The 21,729-nt window shown below is 46.0% G+C and carries 20 protein-coding genes, 3 tRNA genes and 1 rRNA gene; 3 read left to right on the forward strand and 21 right to left on the reverse strand.

Translation table 11 applies throughout. From position 1 onward, the window contains the following. Positions 1-42: 42 nt before the first annotated feature. The 17 genes from JUE95_RS10440 to trpS form a co-directional block, all read right to left on the reverse strand. Complete coding sequence (locus JUE95_RS10440; protein ID WP_203651359.1) at positions 43-834, reverse strand: metal ABC transporter permease; 792 nt, start codon at positions 832-834, stop codon at positions 43-45. After that, complete coding sequence (locus tag JUE95_RS10445; RefSeq protein ID WP_203651364.1) at positions 827-1,522, reverse strand: metal ABC transporter ATP-binding protein; 696 nt, start codon at positions 1,520-1,522, stop codon at positions 827-829. Before JUE95_RS10445 ends, JUE95_RS10440 begins: the two co-directional genes overlap by 8 nt. Before the next feature lie 107 nt (positions 1,523-1,629). Further along, a complete protein-coding gene (locus JUE95_RS10450; protein WP_203651365.1) occupies positions 1,630-2,553 on the reverse strand; it encodes an alpha/beta hydrolase in 924 nt (307 codons plus the stop codon). 12 nt (positions 2,554-2,565) lie between these two features. Continuing rightward, positions 2,566-3,417, reverse strand: coding sequence for a 4-(cytidine 5'-diphospho)-2-C-methyl-D-erythritol kinase (gene ispE / locus JUE95_RS10455; protein WP_203651366.1), 852 nt, complete (start codon positions 3,415-3,417; stop codon positions 2,566-2,568). A gap of 263 nt (positions 3,418-3,680) precedes the next feature. Next, positions 3,681-4,757 (reverse strand): hypothetical protein, encoded by a 1,077-nt coding sequence (locus tag JUE95_RS10460; RefSeq protein WP_203651367.1) that lies wholly within the window; start codon positions 4,755-4,757, stop codon positions 3,681-3,683. 204 nt (positions 4,758-4,961) lie between these two features. Continuing rightward, positions 4,962-5,219 carry a Veg family protein gene (locus tag JUE95_RS10465; RefSeq protein WP_098825855.1) on the reverse strand — a complete coding sequence of 86 codons (258 nt, stop codon included), beginning with the start codon at positions 5,217-5,219 and terminating at the stop codon, positions 4,962-4,964. Between the two features lie 199 nt (positions 5,220-5,418). Next, the gene (gene rsmA, locus JUE95_RS10470; protein ID WP_203651368.1) at positions 5,419-6,303 is read right to left on the reverse strand and encodes a 16S rRNA (adenine(1518)-N(6)/adenine(1519)-N(6))-dimethyltransferase RsmA; all 885 of its coding nucleotides are present in this window, start codon (positions 6,301-6,303) and stop codon (positions 5,419-5,421) included. Beyond that, a complete protein-coding gene (gene rnmV, locus JUE95_RS10475; protein ID WP_203651376.1) occupies positions 6,300-6,869 on the reverse strand; it encodes a ribonuclease M5 in 570 nt (189 codons plus the stop codon). The genes rsmA and rnmV overlap by 4 nt, the downstream gene beginning before the upstream one ends. A 1-nt stretch (position 6,870) precedes the next feature. Continuing rightward, positions 6,871-7,647, reverse strand: coding sequence for a TatD family hydrolase (locus tag JUE95_RS10480; protein WP_203651378.1), 777 nt, complete (start codon positions 7,645-7,647; stop codon positions 6,871-6,873). Between the two features lie 91 nt (positions 7,648-7,738). Continuing rightward, on the reverse strand, positions 7,739-9,790 hold the full coding sequence (gene metG / locus JUE95_RS10485) for a methionine--tRNA ligase (RefSeq protein ID WP_203651379.1): 2,052 nt from the start codon (positions 9,788-9,790) through the stop codon (positions 7,739-7,741). 129 nt (positions 9,791-9,919) lie between these two features. Next, the gene (locus JUE95_RS10490) at positions 9,920-10,765 is read right to left on the reverse strand and encodes a DUF72 domain-containing protein (protein ID WP_203651380.1); all 846 of its coding nucleotides are present in this window, start codon (positions 10,763-10,765) and stop codon (positions 9,920-9,922) included. 26 nt (positions 10,766-10,791) lie between these two features. Then, a complete protein-coding gene (locus JUE95_RS10495) occupies positions 10,792-11,385 on the reverse strand; it encodes a TMEM175 family protein (RefSeq protein WP_203651381.1) in 594 nt (197 codons plus the stop codon). A gap of 60 nt (positions 11,386-11,445) precedes the next feature. Continuing rightward, on the reverse strand, positions 11,446-12,144 hold the full coding sequence (locus JUE95_RS10500) for an NAD-dependent protein deacylase (protein ID WP_203651382.1): 699 nt from the start codon (positions 12,142-12,144) through the stop codon (positions 11,446-11,448). A 27-nt stretch (positions 12,145-12,171) separates the two neighbouring features. Continuing rightward, positions 12,172-13,131 carry an IpaB/EvcA family protein gene (locus JUE95_RS10505; protein WP_203651383.1) on the reverse strand — a complete coding sequence of 320 codons (960 nt, stop codon included), beginning with the start codon at positions 13,129-13,131 and terminating at the stop codon, positions 12,172-12,174. Further along, on the reverse strand, positions 13,118-14,401 hold the full coding sequence (locus JUE95_RS10510) for a hydroxymethylglutaryl-CoA reductase, degradative (RefSeq protein WP_203651395.1): 1,284 nt from the start codon (positions 14,399-14,401) through the stop codon (positions 13,118-13,120). Before JUE95_RS10510 ends, JUE95_RS10505 begins: the two co-directional genes overlap by 14 nt. Before the next feature lie 23 nt (positions 14,402-14,424). Beyond that, the gene (locus JUE95_RS10515) at positions 14,425-15,351 is read right to left on the reverse strand and encodes a Ppx/GppA family phosphatase (RefSeq protein WP_203651384.1); all 927 of its coding nucleotides are present in this window, start codon (positions 15,349-15,351) and stop codon (positions 14,425-14,427) included. A gap of 36 nt (positions 15,352-15,387) precedes the next feature. Continuing rightward, positions 15,388-16,404, reverse strand: a complete 1,017-nt coding sequence (trpS, locus tag JUE95_RS10520) for a tryptophan--tRNA ligase (protein WP_203651386.1) — start codon at positions 16,402-16,404, stop codon at positions 15,388-15,390. 382 nt (positions 16,405-16,786) lie between these two features. Between trpS and helD the strand changes: the two genes are divergently transcribed. Further along, entirely contained in the window at positions 16,787-19,096 is a 2,310-nt protein-coding gene (gene helD, locus JUE95_RS10525; RefSeq protein WP_235995448.1) for an RNA polymerase recycling motor HelD, read from the forward strand. Positions 19,097-19,160: 64 nt separating this feature from the next. Here the strand turns inward: helD and JUE95_RS10530 are convergent, their stop codons facing one another. After that, a complete protein-coding gene (locus JUE95_RS10530) occupies positions 19,161-20,345 on the reverse strand; it encodes a cation:proton antiporter (RefSeq protein ID WP_203651388.1) in 1,185 nt (394 codons plus the stop codon). Positions 20,346-20,429: 84 nt separating this feature from the next. Between JUE95_RS10530 and JUE95_RS10535 the strand changes: the two genes are divergently transcribed. After that, complete coding sequence (locus tag JUE95_RS10535; RefSeq protein WP_203651390.1) at positions 20,430-20,981, forward strand: NUDIX hydrolase; 552 nt, start codon at positions 20,430-20,432, stop codon at positions 20,979-20,981. A gap of 82 nt (positions 20,982-21,063) precedes the next feature. On the opposite strand, the gene JUE95_RS10540 is transcribed toward JUE95_RS10535, so the two are convergent. Together JUE95_RS10540 and JUE95_RS10545 are read right to left on the reverse strand one after the other, a co-directional pair. Then, positions 21,064-21,148: transfer RNA gene (locus tag JUE95_RS10540), tRNA-Leu, on the reverse strand. Between the two features lie 65 nt (positions 21,149-21,213). Continuing rightward, positions 21,214-21,287, reverse strand: a tRNA-Pro gene (locus JUE95_RS10545). A gap of 135 nt (positions 21,288-21,422) precedes the next feature. Between JUE95_RS10545 and JUE95_RS10550 the strand changes: the two genes are divergently transcribed. Continuing rightward, positions 21,423-21,495, forward strand: a tRNA-Thr gene (locus tag JUE95_RS10550). 105 nt (positions 21,496-21,600) lie between these two features. Here JUE95_RS10550 and rrf read toward each other — a convergent pair. After that, a 5S ribosomal RNA gene (rrf, locus tag JUE95_RS10555) occupies positions 21,601-21,717 on the reverse strand. Positions 21,718-21,729: the final 12 nt, after the last annotated feature.

Genomic DNA, 21,729 nt, shown 5'->3' on the forward strand with positions numbered 1-21,729 from the left:
TCAGGCACAACGTCAATCGCCGTGCCTGAATACTGTTATAAACTATGCGCGAATCCGCTGATAAACTAGTGCGCTGAAGTAGAAAATCACTTCAATAACGGCAATAAAGAAACTGACCGGCCAATTAGTCACGTAGCTGAGGTACAGTCCCAGCCAGACACCGATCAACGAAAATGCAACGGCCACACTGATCATCATGCCTACCGTATGGGCAAAATACTTCGCTGCCGCAGCTGGCAAGGTCAGCAGAATAAAAATCAGCAATGAGCCAACGATTTGCGCTGCAACACTGACCGAAAACGCTAACAGAACTAAAAAGATAACCGATAAAGTTCGGGTCCAAAGGCCCTTTACCTGAGCACCAATCGGGTCAAACGAATCAAATTTCAGGTAGCGGTAAATCACCATGACCACTACTAGTACGGAAACGGACAAGATCATCATCTGGACCACGTTGGCACGGCTGATACCAATCACACTCCCAAATAAAATACCGGTAGCGTAACTGGCATTGCTGTCAGCTAACGAGAGAAACAGAATCCCTAAGCCAATCGCCAAGGCTGAAATGGCCGTAATGGAATTTTCACGCCTCGATGACTTGGCTCCCAATTCACCGACACCAATGGAACTGATTGTCGTAAATAAAAGCATACCGTTTAAAGGCTGCCAACCCATAAAAATTCCGAAGGCCGCACCAGCAAAACCGATTTCAGATAGGGTATGCGTTAGGAAAGACATGTTTCGAGCAATCACAAAAACACCCATGATACCAGAAATAATCGCAATTAACGTCCCAGCCATATAGGCGTTTTGCATAAAGGGATAACTAAGCATTATTCATCTCGCCTACTTTCTCATTGGTCAGATCGGAAATATCGCCCGCCTCGTATTGCCCTGGGCTCAAAAACAGGTAGTGATCCGCGTATCGCCGTGCCAGCGGGATATCATGCGTCACAAAAATGACGGTGAGCTGCTGCTGATTATTGATTTGCTTCACCAGATCCAGCAGTTCAGTCTTAGCAATTGGATCCAGACTGGCCGTTGATTCATCCAAAATCAACAGGCTGGGCCGATCCAGTAGTGCCTGTGCTAAATATGCTTTTTGCTTTTCGCCACCCGAAGCTTGACCCAGCGGCCGTTTTCGAATGTCATAAAGCTTGGTCTCCGTTAGAATTTCGTTGACTCTTCGCCGCTCCTTAGCCGTTAACCAAGGCAAGCCGATTTTGGCAAAATTCAAACCCACAAAGTCCTGAATGCTGAGCGGATACTCCGCGTCAACGTTACGAAACTGCGGCACGTATCCAACCGGTACCGCTTGTCTGCTGGGTAGAAAGGTCAGGGTCCCACTAGTTGGCTTCAATTCTTGCAGGATCAACCGCATTAAAGTCGTCTTACCAACTCCGTTTTCACCAACAATACTCAAAAAATCCCCACGTTTTAAATCGTAATTCAAATCTTTTAGGACTTGCTTATCGGGAAAAGCAAAGGCTAAATGTTTTAGTTGTAATATCGATTCAGTCATACATTCTCCTCAATAAAAAAAGCACGTAACGTGCTTTTTCTAATTTACTGTAAACAGTAATAATTACTATTTTATTGTAAAGGTTTCTACTTAGAAGTCAATCTCTTTTAAAGATATTGCGCCAAAAAGTCGGACAATACTTGCTCATAATGCTGAGGATCATGGGCATAGGCTTGAATGTGTTTAGCGTGTGGCACAATATATGATGCTTTAGGTCCTTGGATAGCATCGTACAAAACTTTTGCGTGCTTAACTGGCACCACTTGATCGTCCTCGCCATGAATAATCAGTACGGGTACCATGGCCCGTTTGAGCTGCTCGTCCACCCGCTCCTGACTGAGTCGAGAACCGGTTCGAAAGCGCGCTAGCCAGTCTGCAATCGGTACGATTGGATTAGCAGGTAAGTGATAGTCACGACGTAAAGTTGTTTTAGCCATTTGGTAGATTGAAGCAAATCCCGAGTCAGCCACCACAGCTTTCACGTTTTGAGGCAGATGTTCGCCAGCGGTTGCCAGTACTGTTGCAGCACCCATACTGAAACCCATCAAAACAATTTTAACGTCATCGCCTAACTCAGCAATCACTTTATTGATCCAACCAAGATAGTCTTTCCGATCCGGCCAGCCGAAGCCGATTCGGTGACCGTCACTTTCTCCCTGAGCCCGAGCGTCAGGCATTAAAACGTTGTACCCATGGTCATGAAACAGCCGGGCTAACGGGATCATTTGTTCTCGAGCATGGTTAATGCCATGCGCCAAAATCACGACTCGCTGACTGGTTTGCGCGGCCGGAATATAACTTGCACGCAATGTCAGGCCATCCGGCGTGGTTTGCCGCCATTCCTGAATGGGTTGTTTAAGGTACCAAACATTATCGGCTGCTGTATTCTCCGAGACCGCTTTATGGTGTCCCTTATCTTTTTCAGAATCACTAATGTGTGTCAGATTGTGATATACAGCCACACTAGCTGCCACGGCAGCCGTCAATCCCGTTGCTAACGTCGCTGCTGAAATTTTAAGCCATTTAGACAAATTGATCTCTCCTTATAGTGAGCGGACAAGATAAGCCTCAGGGCAGAAACCGCGAATACTGTTGAACACCCGCTGTGCCCGGGACTGCTTATTGAAAACTGAAAACACGGTGGGACCAGTGCCGCTCATCACTGCAGTCTCCGCACCATAACCCCTCATCCGTTCTTTGATCTGCTGTATCTCTGGATATCGATGAACGGAAATGGGTTCTAACGCATTGCCCATGTTAGCCACCAATTTTTGGTGGTTCCCAGCCTCAATAGCATCCAGTATGCCTTGAATATCTGGGTGTGCCAGAACATCATAGTCGATCTGCCGTAAAATACTTGGTGTTGACACGCTCACGTTCGGCTTCGCTAAAACGATCCAGACTGGTTTTAACGCCGGCTGCAACACTTCAACTTGTTCGCCTAGTCCGGTGACGTGGGCGGTTTTGCTGTAAACGCAATACGGCACGTCCGAATCAACCTTCAAACTTAATTTAGCTAGTTCAGCAATGGGCAGGTTAAGTTCCCACAGTTGATTTAAGGCACGTAAAACCGCTGCAGCGTCGGACGAACCACCGCCTAATCCGGCTGCTACCGGAATGTTTTTTTGGATCTTAATATGGGCGCCACGTTTAACTTTAAACGTGCGCTGAAGCAATGACGCCGCTTGAAACGCGAGGTTACGCTGATCATTGGGTAAAAATCCCGAGTTGGAGGACACAACGATCTGCTTAGAACCGGTGGAACGAACTTCCACGTAGTCTGCCAGGTCAATGGATGTCATCACCATATCCCACTCAGGCTGCCCGTCAGCGTGGCGAAACGGTGTATCAAGGCCAAGGTTAACCTTGGCCGCTGCCTTTTCCACTACTATCAAATTTTGATCACCTACACTTCAGTATGAATCGTTTACTTATAGTTACTGCTCCCTTAAGTTTTGTTATTAGGGACATTATACTCGAAATGAACAAGGTGTGAAAGAGGGGCGTTAAGAGACTGGAGTCTAGCGGGCGTCTGGTATAAATCCCGAACTTGGCTTTGTAGCAGACCCCCGCTTTCGCCTAATTAGGCCAGGAAAAATATAAGTATAAAAATCCCCATCAGAAATAACTTCCGATGAGGATATTTAATCGTTAATTGTTAATAAGCCGTTGTACTCCGCAAAATTTCAGGGTTCCGGTTACTCAATAACATTCCATGACCGCTGTTATCAAAGTTCAATGATTCAAATTCACGGTGCGAGTTAAACTTCGAATACTTGAAGTCGCTGGATTTTAACGACCCGTTGCCATTCAGCTTCTTAGCTGGGAAACTGGTAATAGAATCATCAGCAACCAAGTATAGCCGACCGTTGTGACCGTTATAACCCATTGCTTGTTCATGAGTGCCGGGACGGTGGTCAAACAGCTGCTTGGTCAGGCGGAAATGAACTGTTTTGGAACCAATCGTGCCCTTATATACTTTGACTTTTGAACCAGAAACAGTCCAGTAGTAGGCATTGCCGCTGTGGTCAAAGGTTAAATCGTGACCGCCGGGAACGTTGGCACCATGGTTAGACATATGGAAAGTAATGGCTTTGTTAGGCGTTAATGAAGAGGTACTGATCCGCTGAAGTGTTGACGTACGAGTAGCGCCTAACGTAGTATCACGCCACATATAAAGTGACTTGTGCTTCTTATCGTAGGCTAAGGATTGACCGTGACCAGTAGTAAAGATGCCACCAAGTTTAACGGCTGAACTGCCGGATTTACCGTCCATTAAAGATTGCTGTTTGGCAAATGACATTCCTTTGAGCTTGTTCATGTCATAACGGGCAACAAAGCCTTTGTTGGTCATGCCCTTTGTGTAGTGGGGTTGATAGACGACGTAGAGGTAGTGGCCGCCATCATAAGCGGCTGACTGCGGATTGGTCATATCATACTTGGCACTCCCCTTGGCTGCATGAGTCCGGGGCAACTGACATTCAGTCTTTAATGTCCACTTTTGGTTACCGCCAACACTAGAAATCGTGTTACTGCCATCACTCTTAGCAAACGAATACGACCCTGCTTTAACGTAACCAGTCGCTTTATTATTAACCGACCGCAGACTGCCTGAAGAGTATTGTGTAATTGCGTTACTGTTTTGAGTATATGATGCCGCGTTGGCGACGCCCGCAAAACCAAACAGTGCCACTGTCCCTGCAACGGCACTTGAAATCAACCCTAAATGTTTCATTTAAAAATCCCCCTAGAATTATTCTTAGTACGTCCGTTTTTCACGGCCTATCACCTGTTGATATCTCAATCCGCAGCAGAACAGGCTGCTCGAAATTTGTACACAACATTATGATATCACAAAATTAATGGTCGGATAACTTTATCCCGATCAAGTAAAAGTTTCAATATGTAGGCAATAAAAAAAGGCCTTAAAGACCCGTTTTTACTGGTTGTCATCCTCGTCGCCGTCACCAAAATTAATTTGGATATTCTGTGTCAGGATATCCGTATAACTGTATGACACGCGTTCGAATGAATTTTCATCTTGGTCCAGATCCACAACGAAGACAGCCGGATATGTCTCTTTAAGAATTCCGTGCCGTTCCGTTGTTTTTTTACGCCCTGCCTGGGCGACTACCATAAGTTCCTGGCCAATATGTGTTGAAAGCCGGTCCTTAATAGTTGCTAAACTTGTTGGCATGACCTCACCCCTTGTGTGAAACATTTTATCATGGTTTCACAAAAAAGTCAAATTATACCACAACAAGTTATTTACAACAAGTATTTTGTGATGAAAAAATAGATAAAAATCCTTTCATGATAGGACTTAGCAGACACTTGTCTGGCTTATCAAAAACGGAGAACTGATTGCACCCACTCACGGACTAAACAAAAATGTTTTAAAGCAAACCCTCTTCGTGCAACGCATTGGTCAGTTCAATAAACTGCTCAATCGTCAGCTTTTCTGCCCTAATTTGCGGTGAAATTCGCACTTTGTTCAAAACGTTGGTGATTCGGTCCTTCACGTCTTGGTCTTTACCGAAAATGGCACAGAGATTATTCCAAAAACTCTTCCGGCGATGCATAAAGCTGCCCTTAACAAACTTCGAAAACGCCTTATCATCAAACGGAGCGGGATCAAATGGTTCACGCTTCTTCATGGTCACAATTGCTGAATCCACGTTCGGCTGCGGAATAAAGGCAGTCCGCGGAACGGTAAAAGCTACTTGAGCATCCGTCTGATACTGCACCGCAATAGACAGTGATCCATAAGCTTTAGTCCCAGGAACAGCAACCAATCGATCCGCAACTTCCTTCTGCATCATAACGGTAATTGAATCAAACTTAATGCCACTTTGCAGAACATTCATCAAGATGGGTGTGGTGATGTAATACGGTAAATTAGCAACTAATTTCAACGGTCGGTCAGGATCAAAATTATCCTTGATCACCTTCGGCAGGTTAGCTTTTAAAATGTCTTCGTTAAGAATCGTAATATTATCGTACTGTGATAAGGTCTCACCCAAAATAGGCACCAACTGCTCGTCAATTTCAAAAGCTAATACATGATGACTATTCTGTGCCAGAAATTCTGTCAAACCACCGATACCTGGACCGATTTCAATCACGTTATCACTGTCAGAAAGTTCAGCTGCCTGAACGATGTGTTCCAAAATATTAATATCGGTCAAAAAGTTTTGACCAAGGCTCTTTTTAACGTTCAAACCATAGCGGTTAATAATCGCCTGTGTTCGTGCTGGACTAGCAATTAACGGTGTGCTCATTGGCGTTCACCCTCCTCTTGGTCAATCTGTTTAATCGCGTTCCAAAATGTTTCCTGACTGATCTGGAACATTTGTAATCGCTTTTTAAGCTGCTTGCCGTTGACGTACCCGATTCGCAATAGCTCGCCTAACGCTTCACGCCGGCCTTTAGCCTCTGGGCTGCCCACTAACCGGGCTTTGATCAAGTCAGCCTGGCTGATCTGCTCAACGGTTGAATCACCCTCAGTATACACGTTTGCTAACGCTTCGCGAATAGCTTCTGGACTAGCGTGTTCCACACCCAGTGAACCACCTGCCTTAGTGGGCACGCCCTCGGCTTTAGGCAAAAAGGCGTGTTTTGCATTTGGCACTACTTCCGAAACAATTTTCCGAATTTTTTCGCCCGAAAAATCTGGATCGGTAAAAATAATGATCCCGCGTTTTTTGGCAACTTCCTCAATCAGATCCAGTGTCTCTTCTGGTACAGCGGATCCGCGGGTTTCAATCGTGTCTGCGTTAACGGCTTTGGCAATCTGCTTAGTATCGTCTTTACCCTCAACCACGATTACTTCTTTGATGGTTTTCAATCTAGGACTCCTTAATCTTAAAAAATCGGTGCGCGTTCCGCCACGTTGCTGCGGCAATTTCTTCCGGTGTTGTTCGGCGTTCCTTGGCTATAGCTTCTACGGTATAACGAGTAAAGCCTGGTTCGTTTTGCTCGCCCCGGTGCGGCTCTGGCGTCAAATATGGTGCATCCGTTTCAACCATCATCCGGTCAAGCGGCGTTGCCCGCACAGAATCGTGTACTTCATGGGCGTTCTTAAAACTCGCCACGCCAGAATACGAAATCATCATGCCCAAGTCCAAAAACTTCTTCAGCCATTCCGGATCACCGTTAAAACTATGCATCACGCCGCCAGTGTCCTGAATTCCCACTGACTTGATAATGTTATAAGTATCTTCAAAGGCGTCTCGATTGTGCACCACGATGGGCAGCCCATGATCCTTGGCAATTTCAATTTGCCGTTTAAAGACCCGTCGCTGCACATCCTGCGGTGAACTATCCCAATGGTAATCCAGACCAATTTCACCCAGCGCAACTACCCGGTCTTCTTCCAGCTGCTGCTCAAGTACTTTTTCCTTATCAGCATCATAAAACTTTGAATCTTCTGGGTGCCAACCAACCGCAGCGTGCAATTGCGGATATTCGTGAGCTAGCCGAACTGCCTGTTTGTTGAGCTCGGTATTCGAACCAACAATGGTCATTTTAACCACGTCCAAATCAGCTGCTCGTGCCAGATAACGTGGCACATCGTTGATAAACTCTTCACTGTTTAAATGGGTGTGTGAATCAAAAATTTTCATTAATACGTTCTCCCGTTTTGAAACAAAAATCCGAATATTCAATGACTGAAAATTCGGATTTCGCCTTTCGCCATACGCGAAAGTTCAGTTACTATTCGACTGTTGACCCGTTCTCGATGTTTTCAGGCACCGTAACAAGTTGTACCTTGCCCTCTGAATCCTCAGAAGACAGCAGCATTCCCTGACTTACCTGACCACGCATCTTGCGTGGCTTCAAGTTAGCCACGATAATGACCTTCTTACCGATGAGATCCTTTGGTTCTGGATAATACTCAGCGATTCCAGATAAGATCTGCCGGTCGTCTGCATCACCGGCATCCAAACGGAACTGCAGGAGCTTATCAGCACCTTGAACCTTTTGAACGTCAATAATCTCGGCAACTTTTAGTTCGATCTTTTCAAAAGCATCGAAACGAATCTCTTTCTTGTTAGACTTCAGTTCGGTATTTTCTGGGTTCCAAACGCCTGAATTAGCTGCTTCTTTAGCGGCTTCCATGGCGGCGCGGCCCTTCTTCTTGTCCGACTTAGTCATCTGAGCGGCAATAAAGGCAACTTCTTCGTCAGCATCACGCCGAGGGAAGATTGGTGTCCCCTTTTCAACGACCTTGCTATTCTTAGGCAGACTGTCCATAGTTAATTGCTTCAAGTTAACGCTATCGTCAAACTCCAAGCCTAACTGTGACAGAATCTGCTTCGGTGCATGGGTCATTACGGGACTCAAGAAGTAGGCAATCACCCGCAAACTAGCTGACAAGTGTGCCATCACAGCAGCCAGCTTGCGCTTACTGTCATCATCCTCACTCTTAGCTAAGATCCACGGCTCAGTTTCATCAATATACTTGTTGGTCCGCGCAATAAGCTTCCAGACTTCAGCCAAAGCATCAGATAGATGTAAATCATCCATCAGTTTGTGGTAATTAGTCATGGTTGTTTCAGCGGTTTCTTCCAGTGAAGCATCAAACTGAGTAACGCCTGCTTCGTAAGCCGGAATCACACCGTTCTCATACTTATTGATCATTGCCACGGTCCGGTTCAATAAGTTACCTAAATCATTAGCTAAATCATAGTTCAAACGGTCAACGAAATCTTCTGGCGTGAATGTACCATCGTTTCCGTAAGGCATCGCCCGAATGAGGTAGTAACGAACAGAGTCCAAACCGTAACGGTCAACTAAGGTCTCTGGGTAGATAACATTACCCTTAGACTTAGACATTTTACCGTCTTTCATCAGCAGCCAGTTGTGGCCAAAGACCGTCTTCGGCAACGGTAAGCCAAGTGCGTGGAGAATAATTGGCCAGTAAATGGTGTGGAACCGGACGATTTCTTTACCAACCATGTGAACATCAGCTGGCCAGAACTTTTTAAACAGGCTGTCATCGTCAGTATCATAACCAAGTGCGGTAATATAGTTGGTCAAAGCGTCCAGCCAAACATAAACCACGTGCTTAGGATTGGACTTAACCGGAACCCCCCAGTTAAAGGTGGTCCGTGAAACAGCTAAGTCCTCCAAGCCTGGTTTGATGAAGTTATTGATCATTTCGTTCATTCGGTTTGACGGCTGAATAAAATCTGGGTGTTTGTGATAATAATCTAACAGCCAATCAGCGTACTTACCCATCTTAAAGAAGTAAGATTCTTCCTTAACTAGTTCAACTTCGTGACCACTTGGTGCTTTACCGCCAATGACCTTACCGTTTTCGTCACGGTAGACTTCGGCTAATTGCGTTTCGGTAAAGTATTCTTCATCATCAACGGAATACCAGCCTTCATATTCGCCCAAGTAAATATCGCCCTGGTCCTGCAGCTGCTGGAACATCTGTTGGACAGCCTTTTCATGGTAATCGTCGGTTGTCCGGATGAACTTATCGTTAGAAATTTCCAGTTTCTTCCAAAGTTTCTTGATGCCGGCAGCCATTTCGTCAACGTAGCTCTTAGGATCCGTCCCAAGCTTTTCAGCTTTTTCCTCAATCTTCAGACCATGTTCATCGGTCCCGGTTAAGAAGAAAACGTCGTAGCCGGTTTCACGCTTGTAACGCGCTAAAGCGTCACAAGCAATGGTGGTATATGAATTACCAATATGTAGCTTCCCAGATGGGTAGTAAATTGGCGTGGTGATGTAATACGTAGGTTTGGTTTCTGTCATGTTAAAAAACAGGCCCCTTTCAGTCAGCTTTATTTTTTGATGTATTCATTTTTACTTTTAGAAAGTCTCCAACATTATAGCATATCTGACTCGCCGTAGGAACGATTCTCCGGTATCAGCAATCAGTTTTCAGAACAAACTCATTTGCTGAGGACCTAATCCCTGCCACGATAAATGCAATAAATCTCGTAATGCCAGCGCGTTAGGTGCCGCATCACGGCCAGAATTATTATTGAAAATCACGCAAACTTCCCGCACTTGGTCAGCTAATGCCGTGACCGTTTTAGCAAAGGTTGCCAACTCATCATCGCTGTATTTATAGAGTGTCCGGACTCCGCGCCAGTCTTTCCCCTGGTTAAACCAGCCCTGCTCATTGCGGCCGTGCAGGCGCATCAGCGCTAGCCGGTCATCAGCTACCTGGGGCACAAACGGCACGCCATCGTTTAAGCGGTGCGGCTCATCAACGATTACGTGGGTCATGTTAAGCCCCTTTAAATAGCGCATAAGATCCCCAATTAAAGCCGGATCATACCAGCTCGGGTTACGAAATTCTACCGCAATTGGTAAATCCGCCATCTGGTCACGAATCTCAAACAGCCACTGTAAGTTTTCCGTAGTCCGTTGAAAAAATGGCGGAAACTGAAATAAAACCGTTTTTAGCTGATGGGCTTTAACCAGCGGCCGTACCATTTGCCGGTACTCGATAAACGCCCGCTGCCGGTCTTCATCGCTGGCAACTTCCTTACCATAATCGTGTTTCGTCATTAATTTATTGGCCTTCAAAATAAACTGAAACTTTGGTGGCACCTGTTTTTGCCAATTAACAACGGTGGTCGCTTGGGGAATGCCATAAAACGGTGTATCTAATTCCACGACTGGTAAGACTGCCGCGTACTCTGGCAAGGTCACGTCCCGCTGAACGTTTTGAACTAAAGCTGGGTGCTCCTTCCAAGTCGTTAACCCAATTGTAATCATCGAAAGCACCTCACTCACTATTTAGATTATTTTTGCTTACTCTTTTTCTTTAAGTAACGATCAACCCGGTTATCCGGTATGATCCAGGGAATCAGGGAACCGAAACAAAGAATCGCCGACAGCGGTGGCCAAACAAAGGCTAATATAATTCCTAATAAAGCCATCCCCATGGAATACCAGGACTTCCGCTGTCCTTTACCGAAAAACTTTGTGAACACTGAATCGGGTTCATGGGCCGCCAACAGCATTTTAACCAACACATAAAAGCTAATGTTGACCGCCAGAAAAACGATTCCCATAGTTGCTTCCGGTGCTGCATAATCCGTGTGGCTGCCCGCCCAATCTGTAGCAATTGGCAGCACACTAATAGTCAGCAAAAAGAAGTTATTAGCCCACAGAACCGCGCCACTGATCACCCGGGTAATTTGAAATAAATGGTGGTGATTATTCCAGTAAACCGTTACCGTCAAAAAGCTCAGCAGATAGAGGATCAATTTATAACGCAATGGCCATAAAGCGCCAAACGTGGTACCGTTCGGCTCCGGAATTTCCAAAACTAAAATGGTGACGATGATGGCCATGACACCATCGGTAAATGCCTCCAAACGCGACTTACTCATTATCGTGCCCCCCGTAATTATGTATGACCGGCGAACCGGTCGAAATGCTGCTGGTTAGATTTACACCTTTAGCTGATCATAAAACTTCGCCGCATCTTCCTGTACCATTTCAAAGTTAAATGAGAACGAAAGCGGCTCGTTATTGACAACGATCACTGGTGCCATTGGATTACGATAATCCAGTAACCCAGCGAAGGGATAAACCCGCATGGACGTTCCCGTAATCACTATCAAATCAGCGTTTTGCATGGCATTGACCGCGTTGGAAATGTTAGCTTCGTTTAACCCTTCCTCATACAAGACGACATCTGGCCGCAACTGCCCGCCGCAGCCTTCATGAACCGGGCTCTTGAGGTAATCATGCCAGTCAACTTGCTGATGACATTTTTGACAGTATACCCGGTACAGATTGCCGTGAAATTCCACCAAGTGCTTGGCACCAGCTTCACGATAAAGGTTATCAATGTTTTGGGTCACAATAGTTGCCCGGTCCTGCTGCGTCAGTGCCGCCTGCTTTTCGTGAATCACGTTAGGTTTAGCATCCGGCTTATACAAGTTGGTTTTTACGTAGTCGTAAAACACGTCTGGCTCCTGGGTCAGACACGTGTGGCTCAAGTAATACTCCGCGTTTTTATGGTGGGTATACAAGCCATTATTAGACCGATAATCCGGTATCCCAGACGGCGTTGAAACTCCCGCACCCGTCAAGAACACGATTCGCTTTGATTGTTCAAATGCACGTTGAATCGTTTCATCCATGATTATGACCTCCGATCATCGTCTGTTTTATCGTAAAATATACGGCATTTCTAGTTTCTTAAACAGTTCTTCAACTGATAGTGAGTAAATGGCTTTGTAATAGTCGGGATTATCGTTATCCTTAGTTGGCGCAGAGATCACAAAGGAGTTCTGACCATCCGCCCGATTAATACCGACATATGCCCGCCGCTTAGTCTTAATGTCGACCATATCAGAGTGGTACAGTTCAAAGGTCTGACGTACTTCCAGCCGCAGCTGACGTTTAGACATCACGTTAGAAATCGTGGCAAATTCCGTCATGTTGATTGGTGGCAAGCCCCAGTCCTTCAACTGCTCATCAAAGGCCTTGAATAGTTTCACAATGTTGCGACGCAGTGTAAACGGTGAATCAACCGGCTTTTCGGTGATCAGCGCGTACAGCTTCTTAGCCGCCGCGAAGGAGATCGGGTAATCCTTAGCTAACTGCTCGTTAACTGACTTATTACCGTCGCCGTAAAAGACCAGTGCATCCGTCAGTGTCAGCAGTCGCAAGGTCATCTTATCGTCAACAGGCGTTGGCTCGGGCGTAATTGTTGCCTGGATTCCCTTTAAATACATCTGCTCGATATCGTTATCAATCAGCCCATGCTTGCGCTGTTCACTCACAACAACGATGTGACAGACCGTATCGTAGAGTTCCGTTCCCAGCATCATCAATTGCTGATCAAGCTGTTCTTCACCGGTTGAAATGGCAAAGAAAATTTGTGGGAACCCTCGTAGTGTCATGAGCAGATGCAGGAGTTCATGAGAAGCCGTGTAGTCCGGAGCCGACAGGTCACTGACTTGAATCATAATGTTGTCTTTATCCTGAACCGCCTGTGCTTGATCATGGCGAACATAGCCGTTTTGCAGTTTACCGATAAACTGCAGCTCAACTTTACCAGGAAAAATTTCGTTAACAGCGTCTAATAAGGATTGCGTCTCCGAATTGATCTCAACGTTTTGCATGCTTTTCCTCCTCGTTGTTTCTAATTTTTATCAATAATTGTTTTGCTTGTGATTCATTAGGATCTTTAAGGGACATCAGTTGACCAGTCAGCACTGGCACTTCAGAAGGAGTTGCGCCAACGGTCATCGCCAGCGAACGAACCTGCATTTTCATGTGGCCCTTTTGAATACCGCTGGTCACTAACGCTTTAATGGCGGCAAAGTTTTGTGCCAGCCCCACCGCAGCAATCAGTCTCATCAGGTCTTCTGGCGAGCTGATTTGAGCAAGTTTCTGATTGATGCTAACCAGTGGCAGCACCTTAGTGGCACCACCAACGGTACCCACCGGCAACGGCAGTGTCAGAGTCCCCGTCAGCTGGTCGCCTTCAAGCTGCCACTGACTTAAACCGCGATACTGGTTATCTTTAACCGCAAAAGCATGCGCGGCACTTTCGATTGCCCGCCAGTCGTTACCCATAGCGATGACCACAGCGTCAACACCGTTCATGATGCCCTTATTGTGGGTAACCGCTCGCATCGGATCCAGCTGAGCAATTCTGCTGGCTTGAGCAATTCGCTTGGCAATTTGCTGAGCGTCGGCTAATTCATCAGCTAACTGTGCCACTGGAACCGATACCGTGGCCGTGGTCAGGCTTTGAACACCAGCGTTTGAAAGAATGCTAAATAGCGTGGTGTGGTGCAGCTTATTTTGCACCACTTCCGCGATTGCTTCCAGCATCGTATTCATCATGTTAGCACCCATAGCCGCCTGCACGTCTACTGTCAAATCCAGCGAAACAAACCCCTCACCTAAATCACGGGTACGGATCGACTTTGGCCCGCCCCCGCGTTTAACGATGGAAGGATGGGCCTGCTTTGCCACGTCCAGCAATTCATCTTGGTGCAAGGCCACCCAGTCATCAATGGAGGCGAAAACCTTCACATCGCTAAGCACCACCTGCCCCGTCAGCAGTCTGGAATGGACGGCAGCGGTAATGCCGCCGGCTTGAGCCAACTGCTTGGCACCGTTACTGGCAGCTGCAATCACGCTAGGTTCTTCCGTTACCATGGGCACCACGTAATCGTGATCATTAACGCGAAAATTCACCGCAACGCCCTCTGGTAATTGATACGTGGTCAAATAGTTTTCAATCAGCAGCGGTGCATCCCCCTGGGCTGCTCGCTGTTTAAGTTCCTGTTGCTCCGTTTCAGACAGTCCCAGCGTGTCGGCTAAAATTGCTAAGCGCTGCTCCGGTGTCCGCTTGTAAAACTGTGAAAACGCCGCTTCCATGTTCACCTATCCCTTACCTCAAATTAATTATAGTCGTGATTAAGATATGCGTGAATAATGCCCTCGCGCACACCGCTTTCCGAAAAAATCACCCTGTCTGAATCCAGCATTTGCAGCAATAACACTAGTGGCATAATACCGCCAATAATAATATCCGCGCGGTCTGGTTCAAGACCAGACACCTGCTGACGCTCAGTCCGGGTCTTGCGCAACAACATACTAAATAACCGGAAGACTTCCGTGGTTGTCAGCTGGTAGCCGTGAATCTGTTCAACGTGTAAAATCTGCTGTTGCCGTCTGCTCATCCGTGCCAGGGAGCGGTTAGCTCCGCCAAGTAAGATCAACGGCTTCGTCTGCGCTTCGTGCAGCCACCAAATATCCCTCAAGCGTTTTCTGAGGAAAATCGTAGCGTTGAAGAAATCAGCGGCAGCTACTTCATCAGCTAAATTAAACTGTTCTGATAAATTGACGGCGCCAAAGGGAATGCTAATCAGATTAGCTTCTTTACCAGAACTGATATTGACCATCTCCAGACTAGCCCCGCCAACGTCTAGCATCAGTGCATCTTCTATCCGCAACCGGTTTTTAACTCCCAGGTAGTCGTAGTAAGCCTCGTCGTCACCGGATAAAATGTCCAGCTTCAGACCAATCTCTCGTTCAACTCGTTCAAGAAATTCCGCTTGATTGCTGGCCTGGCGAACGGCCGCAGTGGTGATCGCTTTAACCGTCAAATTAGGCAAGTCTTCATAGTAGGTTTTGAATTTGTGCAGGGCATCCAGTGTCCGGTTAATGGCTGGCTCCTGAAGCTTTTTTTCATCGCCCATCCCTTCGGAGATCCGTGAATCTTCCTTGTAGCGGGCCACTTCGCGAAAGGTTTTATCCGGCCGAATTTCATTAATCGTCATTCGAACTGAGTTAGAACCCAAATCAACGATCACTAAATTATCCATCCCCCGACACCCTTTCTATTGTCAGATCAATTACTTTTAACCGAAGTAGTTCAGACCCATTTTTTCGACAACTTCTTTTAATGTTTGGTTAGCGACCACGTTAGCTTTTTCGCTGCCATCCTGTAAAATCTTGTAAACGCCAGGAATATCCTGTGCGTACTGTTCGCGACGTTGACGGATTGGATCTAAGACAGCTTGTAAAACATCGTTTAGATACCGTTTAATTTTAACATCTCCAAGGCCACCATGTTGATATTGAGCCTTCAAATCAGCCACCTTTGGCTTATCGTCATCAAAGATATCTAGGTAAGTAAACACGGTGTTGCCTTCAACGTGGCCCGGATCTTCAACGTGCACGTGAGTTGGATCAGTGTACATCGACATGACCTTCTTTTGAACCGTATCGGCATCGTCAGACAGATAGATGGCATTGTTCAATGACTTGCTCATCTTGGCGTTGCCATCCAAACCGGGAATTCGGCCTTCGCCTTCTGGTGGGAAGTAGCCTTCAGGTTCAACTAAGACCTCACCGTAAATGCTGTTAAAGCTCCGTACGATCTCACGAGTCTGCTCCAGCATTGGCTCTTGGTCTTCGCCAACTGGTACCGTTGTCGCTTTAAAGGCGGTAATATCAGCAGCTTGGCTGACCGGATAAATGAAGAAGCCAGCTGGAACACTTTGGCCAAAATTCTTCTGTTTGATTTCAGTCTTAACCGTTGGATTCCGTTCCAAACGAGAAACAGTCACCAAGTTTAAATAGTGCATCGTCAGTTCACTCAGTGCAGGAATTTGTGATTGCACTAGAATCGTTGATTTTTGCGGATCAATGCCCACAGCCAAATAATCCAGGGCAACTTGAATCAGACTGTTGCGGATCTTTTCTGGATCACGGGCATTATCAGTCAACGCCTGTTGGTCAGCGATCATAATGAAGGATTCGTATTCACCTGAGTTTTGCAGCTTGACCCGGTTCTGCAAAGAACCAACGTAGTGTCCGATGTGAAGCTTGCCTGTAGGTCTGTCACCAGTTAAAATAATTTTCTTATTACTCATCATAATCTCCCTTTCAAATCATGTGCCTGCTTATTGGCGCAGCGCCGGTTAATAAAAAAGACGCCCCATTGCGTATGCAATAGGACGTCAACCGCGGTACCACCTAAATTTGTGACGTAAAGTCACCACTCTCACCGATAAGGAGGCACCCTAAAATTCACAAGTCAGCTCCAAATTAATCATCGTGGCCACTTTCAGCATCCGTGGTCTCTCTGTCTTAATGATCTAAACGCACTGACGAATTTTATCCATATAATGTCTTCTATTTTAAGCAATTTACCAGGTGTTGTCAAAGTTCGATCAACCCCGAGGTTTTCCAATTGACACAACCACCTAATCACACTAGAATGGTTCAAGCACATTAAACGAAAGAGGCGGTTTTTTGGAATCACAGGAACAGAAAATGGAACAGCAACGCGTCGATTCGGTGATCAATCAAATTACCGCAAAAATTAAATCGGTCTCGCTGGAATACAGTAAAGCACACGCCGAGATGAAGCTGGTGCAGGAAAACTACAGTGCCAACACTTCGGTGAACTACGTTGAAGTGGATGACCGGATTGAAACATCTGCTGAACTGCAGCAGCAGCGTGCCCTGGCATCACGGCTGATTGAAAACGAACAAATTATTTCCGGTCAGTTGAACGTCTACAAAGATTTGGAAAAATCACCCTACTTTGGTCGTATTGACATTCAGGATCCCGGTGAAACTGAAACGGAAAAACTCTACATTGGTACGGCTTCATTTACCGATGACGACGCTAACTTTCTGGTTTACGACTGGCGGGCACCAATTTCGGCCATTTACTATAACGGAACTTTAGGCGATGTTACGTACGATACCCCAGCTGGTAAACAATTAACTAAGTTAACTAAAAAACGTCAATTCTTAATTCAAAACGGTAAAATTGAAAGCATGTTTGATACCAACGAAACCGTTGGCGATGAAATGCTGCAGCATGTTTTGGGACAGCAAAATGACGAAACCATGCAAAACATCGTGGCGACGATTCAGCGTGAACAAAACGATATCATCCGTGATACTCATTCTGACCTACTGGTCGTTCAAGGCGTTGCTGGTTCGGGTAAAACTTCCGCCATTCTGCAGCGAATTGCTTTCCTGCTTTACCATAGCCGGCAGGAACTGCAGGCAGATCAGATCGTCCTATTTTCACCTAACAAGCTTTTCAGTCACTATATTTCTGACGTACTGCCCAGCTTGGGCGAACGGAACATGCGTCAGGTAACTTTAGCGGACTTCCTCACCCAGCGGCTTCAAGGACTGGACGTAGAATCGTTGTTTGACCGTTATGAAAAGGACCTGGACCTCACCGCAGAGCAACAGGCACTTGTCGATTACAAGTCATCTTCTCGCTACATGCACCAGATTGCGGACTACTGTCAAAATCTGGCACCCGATCACTTTAAGTTCAACCATATTTATTTTGATGGCAGGGTCTTCTTTGACAAAGCTGAGATTGAAAAGATTTATCAGGGACTGCCGCATTTGCAGCCTGCTGAACGCTTCTTACGAACTAAAAACATCCTGATCAAGCAATTAAAACGGCGAATCAATCAAGAAGCCAAATCCGACTGGGTCGCTGAAGAAATTGATCAGCTTTCTGACGAAGAGTATCACAACCTGTTAGGTACCAAGCGGCTTCATGATTTTCAAGAAGTCGATGCTGAAACCAACTACATCGCTCGAAAGATCGTGACCCGTCGCCTGCGAAAAGTCTACGATGCAATTTACAACAACTACTTCTTGGACATCTACAGCCAGTACGCGGACTTTATGGATACCGTTGATACGCCTGACGATATCTCTGCCGACGCAATGACTGCCAGCAAGAACAATTTCCTGCACGATATTGAATTCCATAAGTGCGAGTTAGTCGACGCCGCACCGTTGCTCTACATCCGCGATATTTTAACTGGTGGCGGGCAAAATCATGCCATGCACCACTTATTCGTAGACGAAATGCAGGATTACTCCATCGCCCAGCTGCAGTATTTGCACCACGCTTTTCCAAAGGCCCACATGACTTTTTTGGGTGATGCTGAACAGGCGTTGTTCAAAGCCGTTCAGACTCCTGAAGAATTACTAACCAGTTTGCGGGATGCCTTTAACGTACACCATCCACGGCTATTGAAGCTGAACCGCTCTTACCGATCAACGTTACCGATTACGACCTTCGCCAAAGCTTTGCTGCCAGACGGCGAACAGATTGAAGCCTTTAACCGGCCTGGTGAACTGCCAAGGCTAGTCATTCGTTACGATGCCGAAAGTTGCTACGAAGCCTTGGAAGATGAAGTGACTAACTTGCGGGCTGACAATAGTACGGTAGCTATACTGACCAAGAATTTAGAACAGGCTCACGAAGTTTACCAAAAACTTCACCACGACAATAACGATGTCACGTTGATGACGGATGCAGACCTGTCTCTACCAAAGGGGACGCTAGTGATGCCCATTTACCTTGCTAAGGGACTGGAATTTGACGCTGTCATTGCCTGGAACGTTTCAGCCGCTAATTTTCCTGATCAGCGGTTTACCGGTACGCTGTATACCATTGCCACCCGAGCAATGCATCATCTGGTTTTAATGAGCCTCGGTGCCGTATCACCGCTGATTGCTTCCGATAAAATGCCAAAATCAGTCTTAAAAATTGAACACGAATTGACAAATTAATCGTAAACACTAAAACACCGCCATGACCATCTAATTTTGATTGATCATGGCGGTGTTTTGATTATCAGTTATCACTAGCAGTTTCCAGTTCTTTTTTGCTTGGCTTCAACGCTTGCTTAAGCATAAACGGTGCAATCATTGTCGCTAAAATAATCACCAGTACCATTTTCGAATACGTGGCATTAGACAATAAGCCTGACTGCAAACCAATTTGCACGGTGATCATGCCCATTTCCCCCCGTGAAATCATGCCGGAACCAATCACGTAGCTACTGTGAAGATTAAAACCCGTTAATCGCGCCCCTAAACCGCAGCCGACCAACTTCGTCAAACAAGCCAGAATTGTCATGACCACGATCAAGCCCAGCGACTGTCCTAAATAACGAAAAGACATACTCAGCCCAATGCCAACAAAGAAAAGCGGTATAAAGGCCGCGTAGCCAATGGGTTCGGTATGCGCTTCAACCAATTCTCGATAAGGTGTATGAGCAACGGCGATTCCCGCAAAGAAAGCACCCACGGCACCGCTTAGACCAACCGCATCAGCAACCCAAGCCATGCTCAGACAGATCACCATAGACATGATGGTCACGCTTGAATTCATTAATAATTTTTCGCTGATACCCATTAAGTAAGGGGCAATCCAGCGTACAACTAAATAAGTCCCACCGAAAAAGGCGACTTGTTCCAATAAAATTAAAGCAATATTCGTATGCTGACCACTAGTTTTCAAGCCCTGCGTGCCCATTAAACTGATCATTACCGATAATAAAATCACGCCCACAATATCGTCGGCTACAGCTGCACCAAGGATGGTCGCACCCTCGGAAGTATCCAGCGCATGGTATTCACGTAGTACGGCTACTGATATAGAAACTGATGTTGCACTGAAAATGACTCCTATGTATGCTGCTTCAAAAACTGAAAAATGAAATGCCACTGCCGCGCCGCCCATAAATACCACTGGCATGATTACACCGCACAGTGCCACCACGATTGCCGGTTTAAAAAAACGCCGCAGCAGTGTCAGATTGCTCTCCAACCCACCAATAAACATGAGCATAATAACGCCAATATCCGAAAAAACATTCAGCAATTGATTGGGCTGCACCCAATTAAGCATTGCCGGTCCCATTACTATACCAACTAGAATTTGACCAATCACGGACGGAATTCCCATTCGATTCGAGAAGTGTCCAGCAAAGGTCGTCAAAACTAGCAGGAGGCATAATGTCCCGATAAAATTCACACTGACCACCTCTTGTAGTAAAATGGTGCTGCATAATCCAGCACTAAATAAAATATAACACTAACCAGAAGGGAAATCTTGCACATGTTTAATAATTGGCACCAAGAAGGCCACATCAAGAAACACACAAAACAATATCAGGGTCCGGTTTTTTCTGTAGAACAATGTGAAGTAGACACACCAGACGGCCTTTCAGTCGAAAGAGACCTCATTCACACTGCACCCACCATCACTATTTTGGCGCTTACAGATGACCAGCAAGTTGTTATAACTAGCGAATATCGAGTGGGTATTAACGCCGATTCACTTTCCTTGCCCGCTGGCATTATTAATCCTGGAGAATCACCTGAAGAGGCAGCTAAACGCGAATTTCAGGAGGAAACTGGCTATCTTGCTCAATCTGCCGACGTGATGACCACCGTTACTTCTTCTGAAGGCTTCATGGATCAAACGGCCGCATTGGTGTTAGTTCATTTCAATCCAGCCATGCGTACACACACTAATTTTGACGCTGATGAATTTGTTACGGCTCAATTAGTTGACCTTAAGCAAGTTATTAAATGGATAAAAGTAGGAAAAATCAGCACTGCTCAAGCATTAGCTGCGATTGGATACTATCTGCTCTACCTTGCTTAATTGAATTAAAAAACACCCTGATGAAGGAATCATCAGGGTGTTTTTATATACTGCAGAGTAAAACGCTGTTACTCATTTTTGATACCGGAGGTGGGGTTCGAACCCACACGTCCTCAACGGACACTGGATTTTGAGTCCAGCGCGTCTGCCAGTTCCGCCACTCCGGCATATGCTCAATAATGACTGTAGCATATCGTATCTATACTTGTGACACAAGTTATAGGATTTGCTATCGGGAAGACAGGATTCGAACCTGCGACCCCCTGGTCCCAAACCAGGTGCTCTACCAAGCTGAGCTACTTCCCGATGTTGTTTTACAAATTACCAACTATATTAGTATACTACTCCCAATTAATTATTGCTAGCACATTTTGAGTTCAATTACATTTTCTAATCACTGCCAGTTTCATGACTACGGTAGCATGTAGTATAATATAAATTGCCGCTGTAGCTCAGAAGGTAGAGCACTTCCATGGTAAGGAAGAGGTCATCGGTTCAAATCCGATAAGCGGCTTTCATAGTTCTGACTATCAACGATCAGCGTTCACTTAGAGTGATCAGCTGATCGTTCTTTAGGTAGAAAAAAGCAGCTATCGATTGCTCGATAACTGCTTCGGTTGCGTGGCAACGTCCTACCCTCGCAGGGGGCGATCCCCCAACTACTCTTGGCGTGCTGAAGCTTAACTGCTGTGTTCGGCATGGGAACAGGTGTATCCTTCAGGCTATCGCCACCACACTATTGAGAACT

The sequence above is a fragment of the Secundilactobacillus yichangensis genome, assembly GCF_016861565.1.
Classification (GTDB): Bacteria; Bacillota; Bacilli; order Lactobacillales; family Lactobacillaceae; genus Secundilactobacillus; species Secundilactobacillus yichangensis.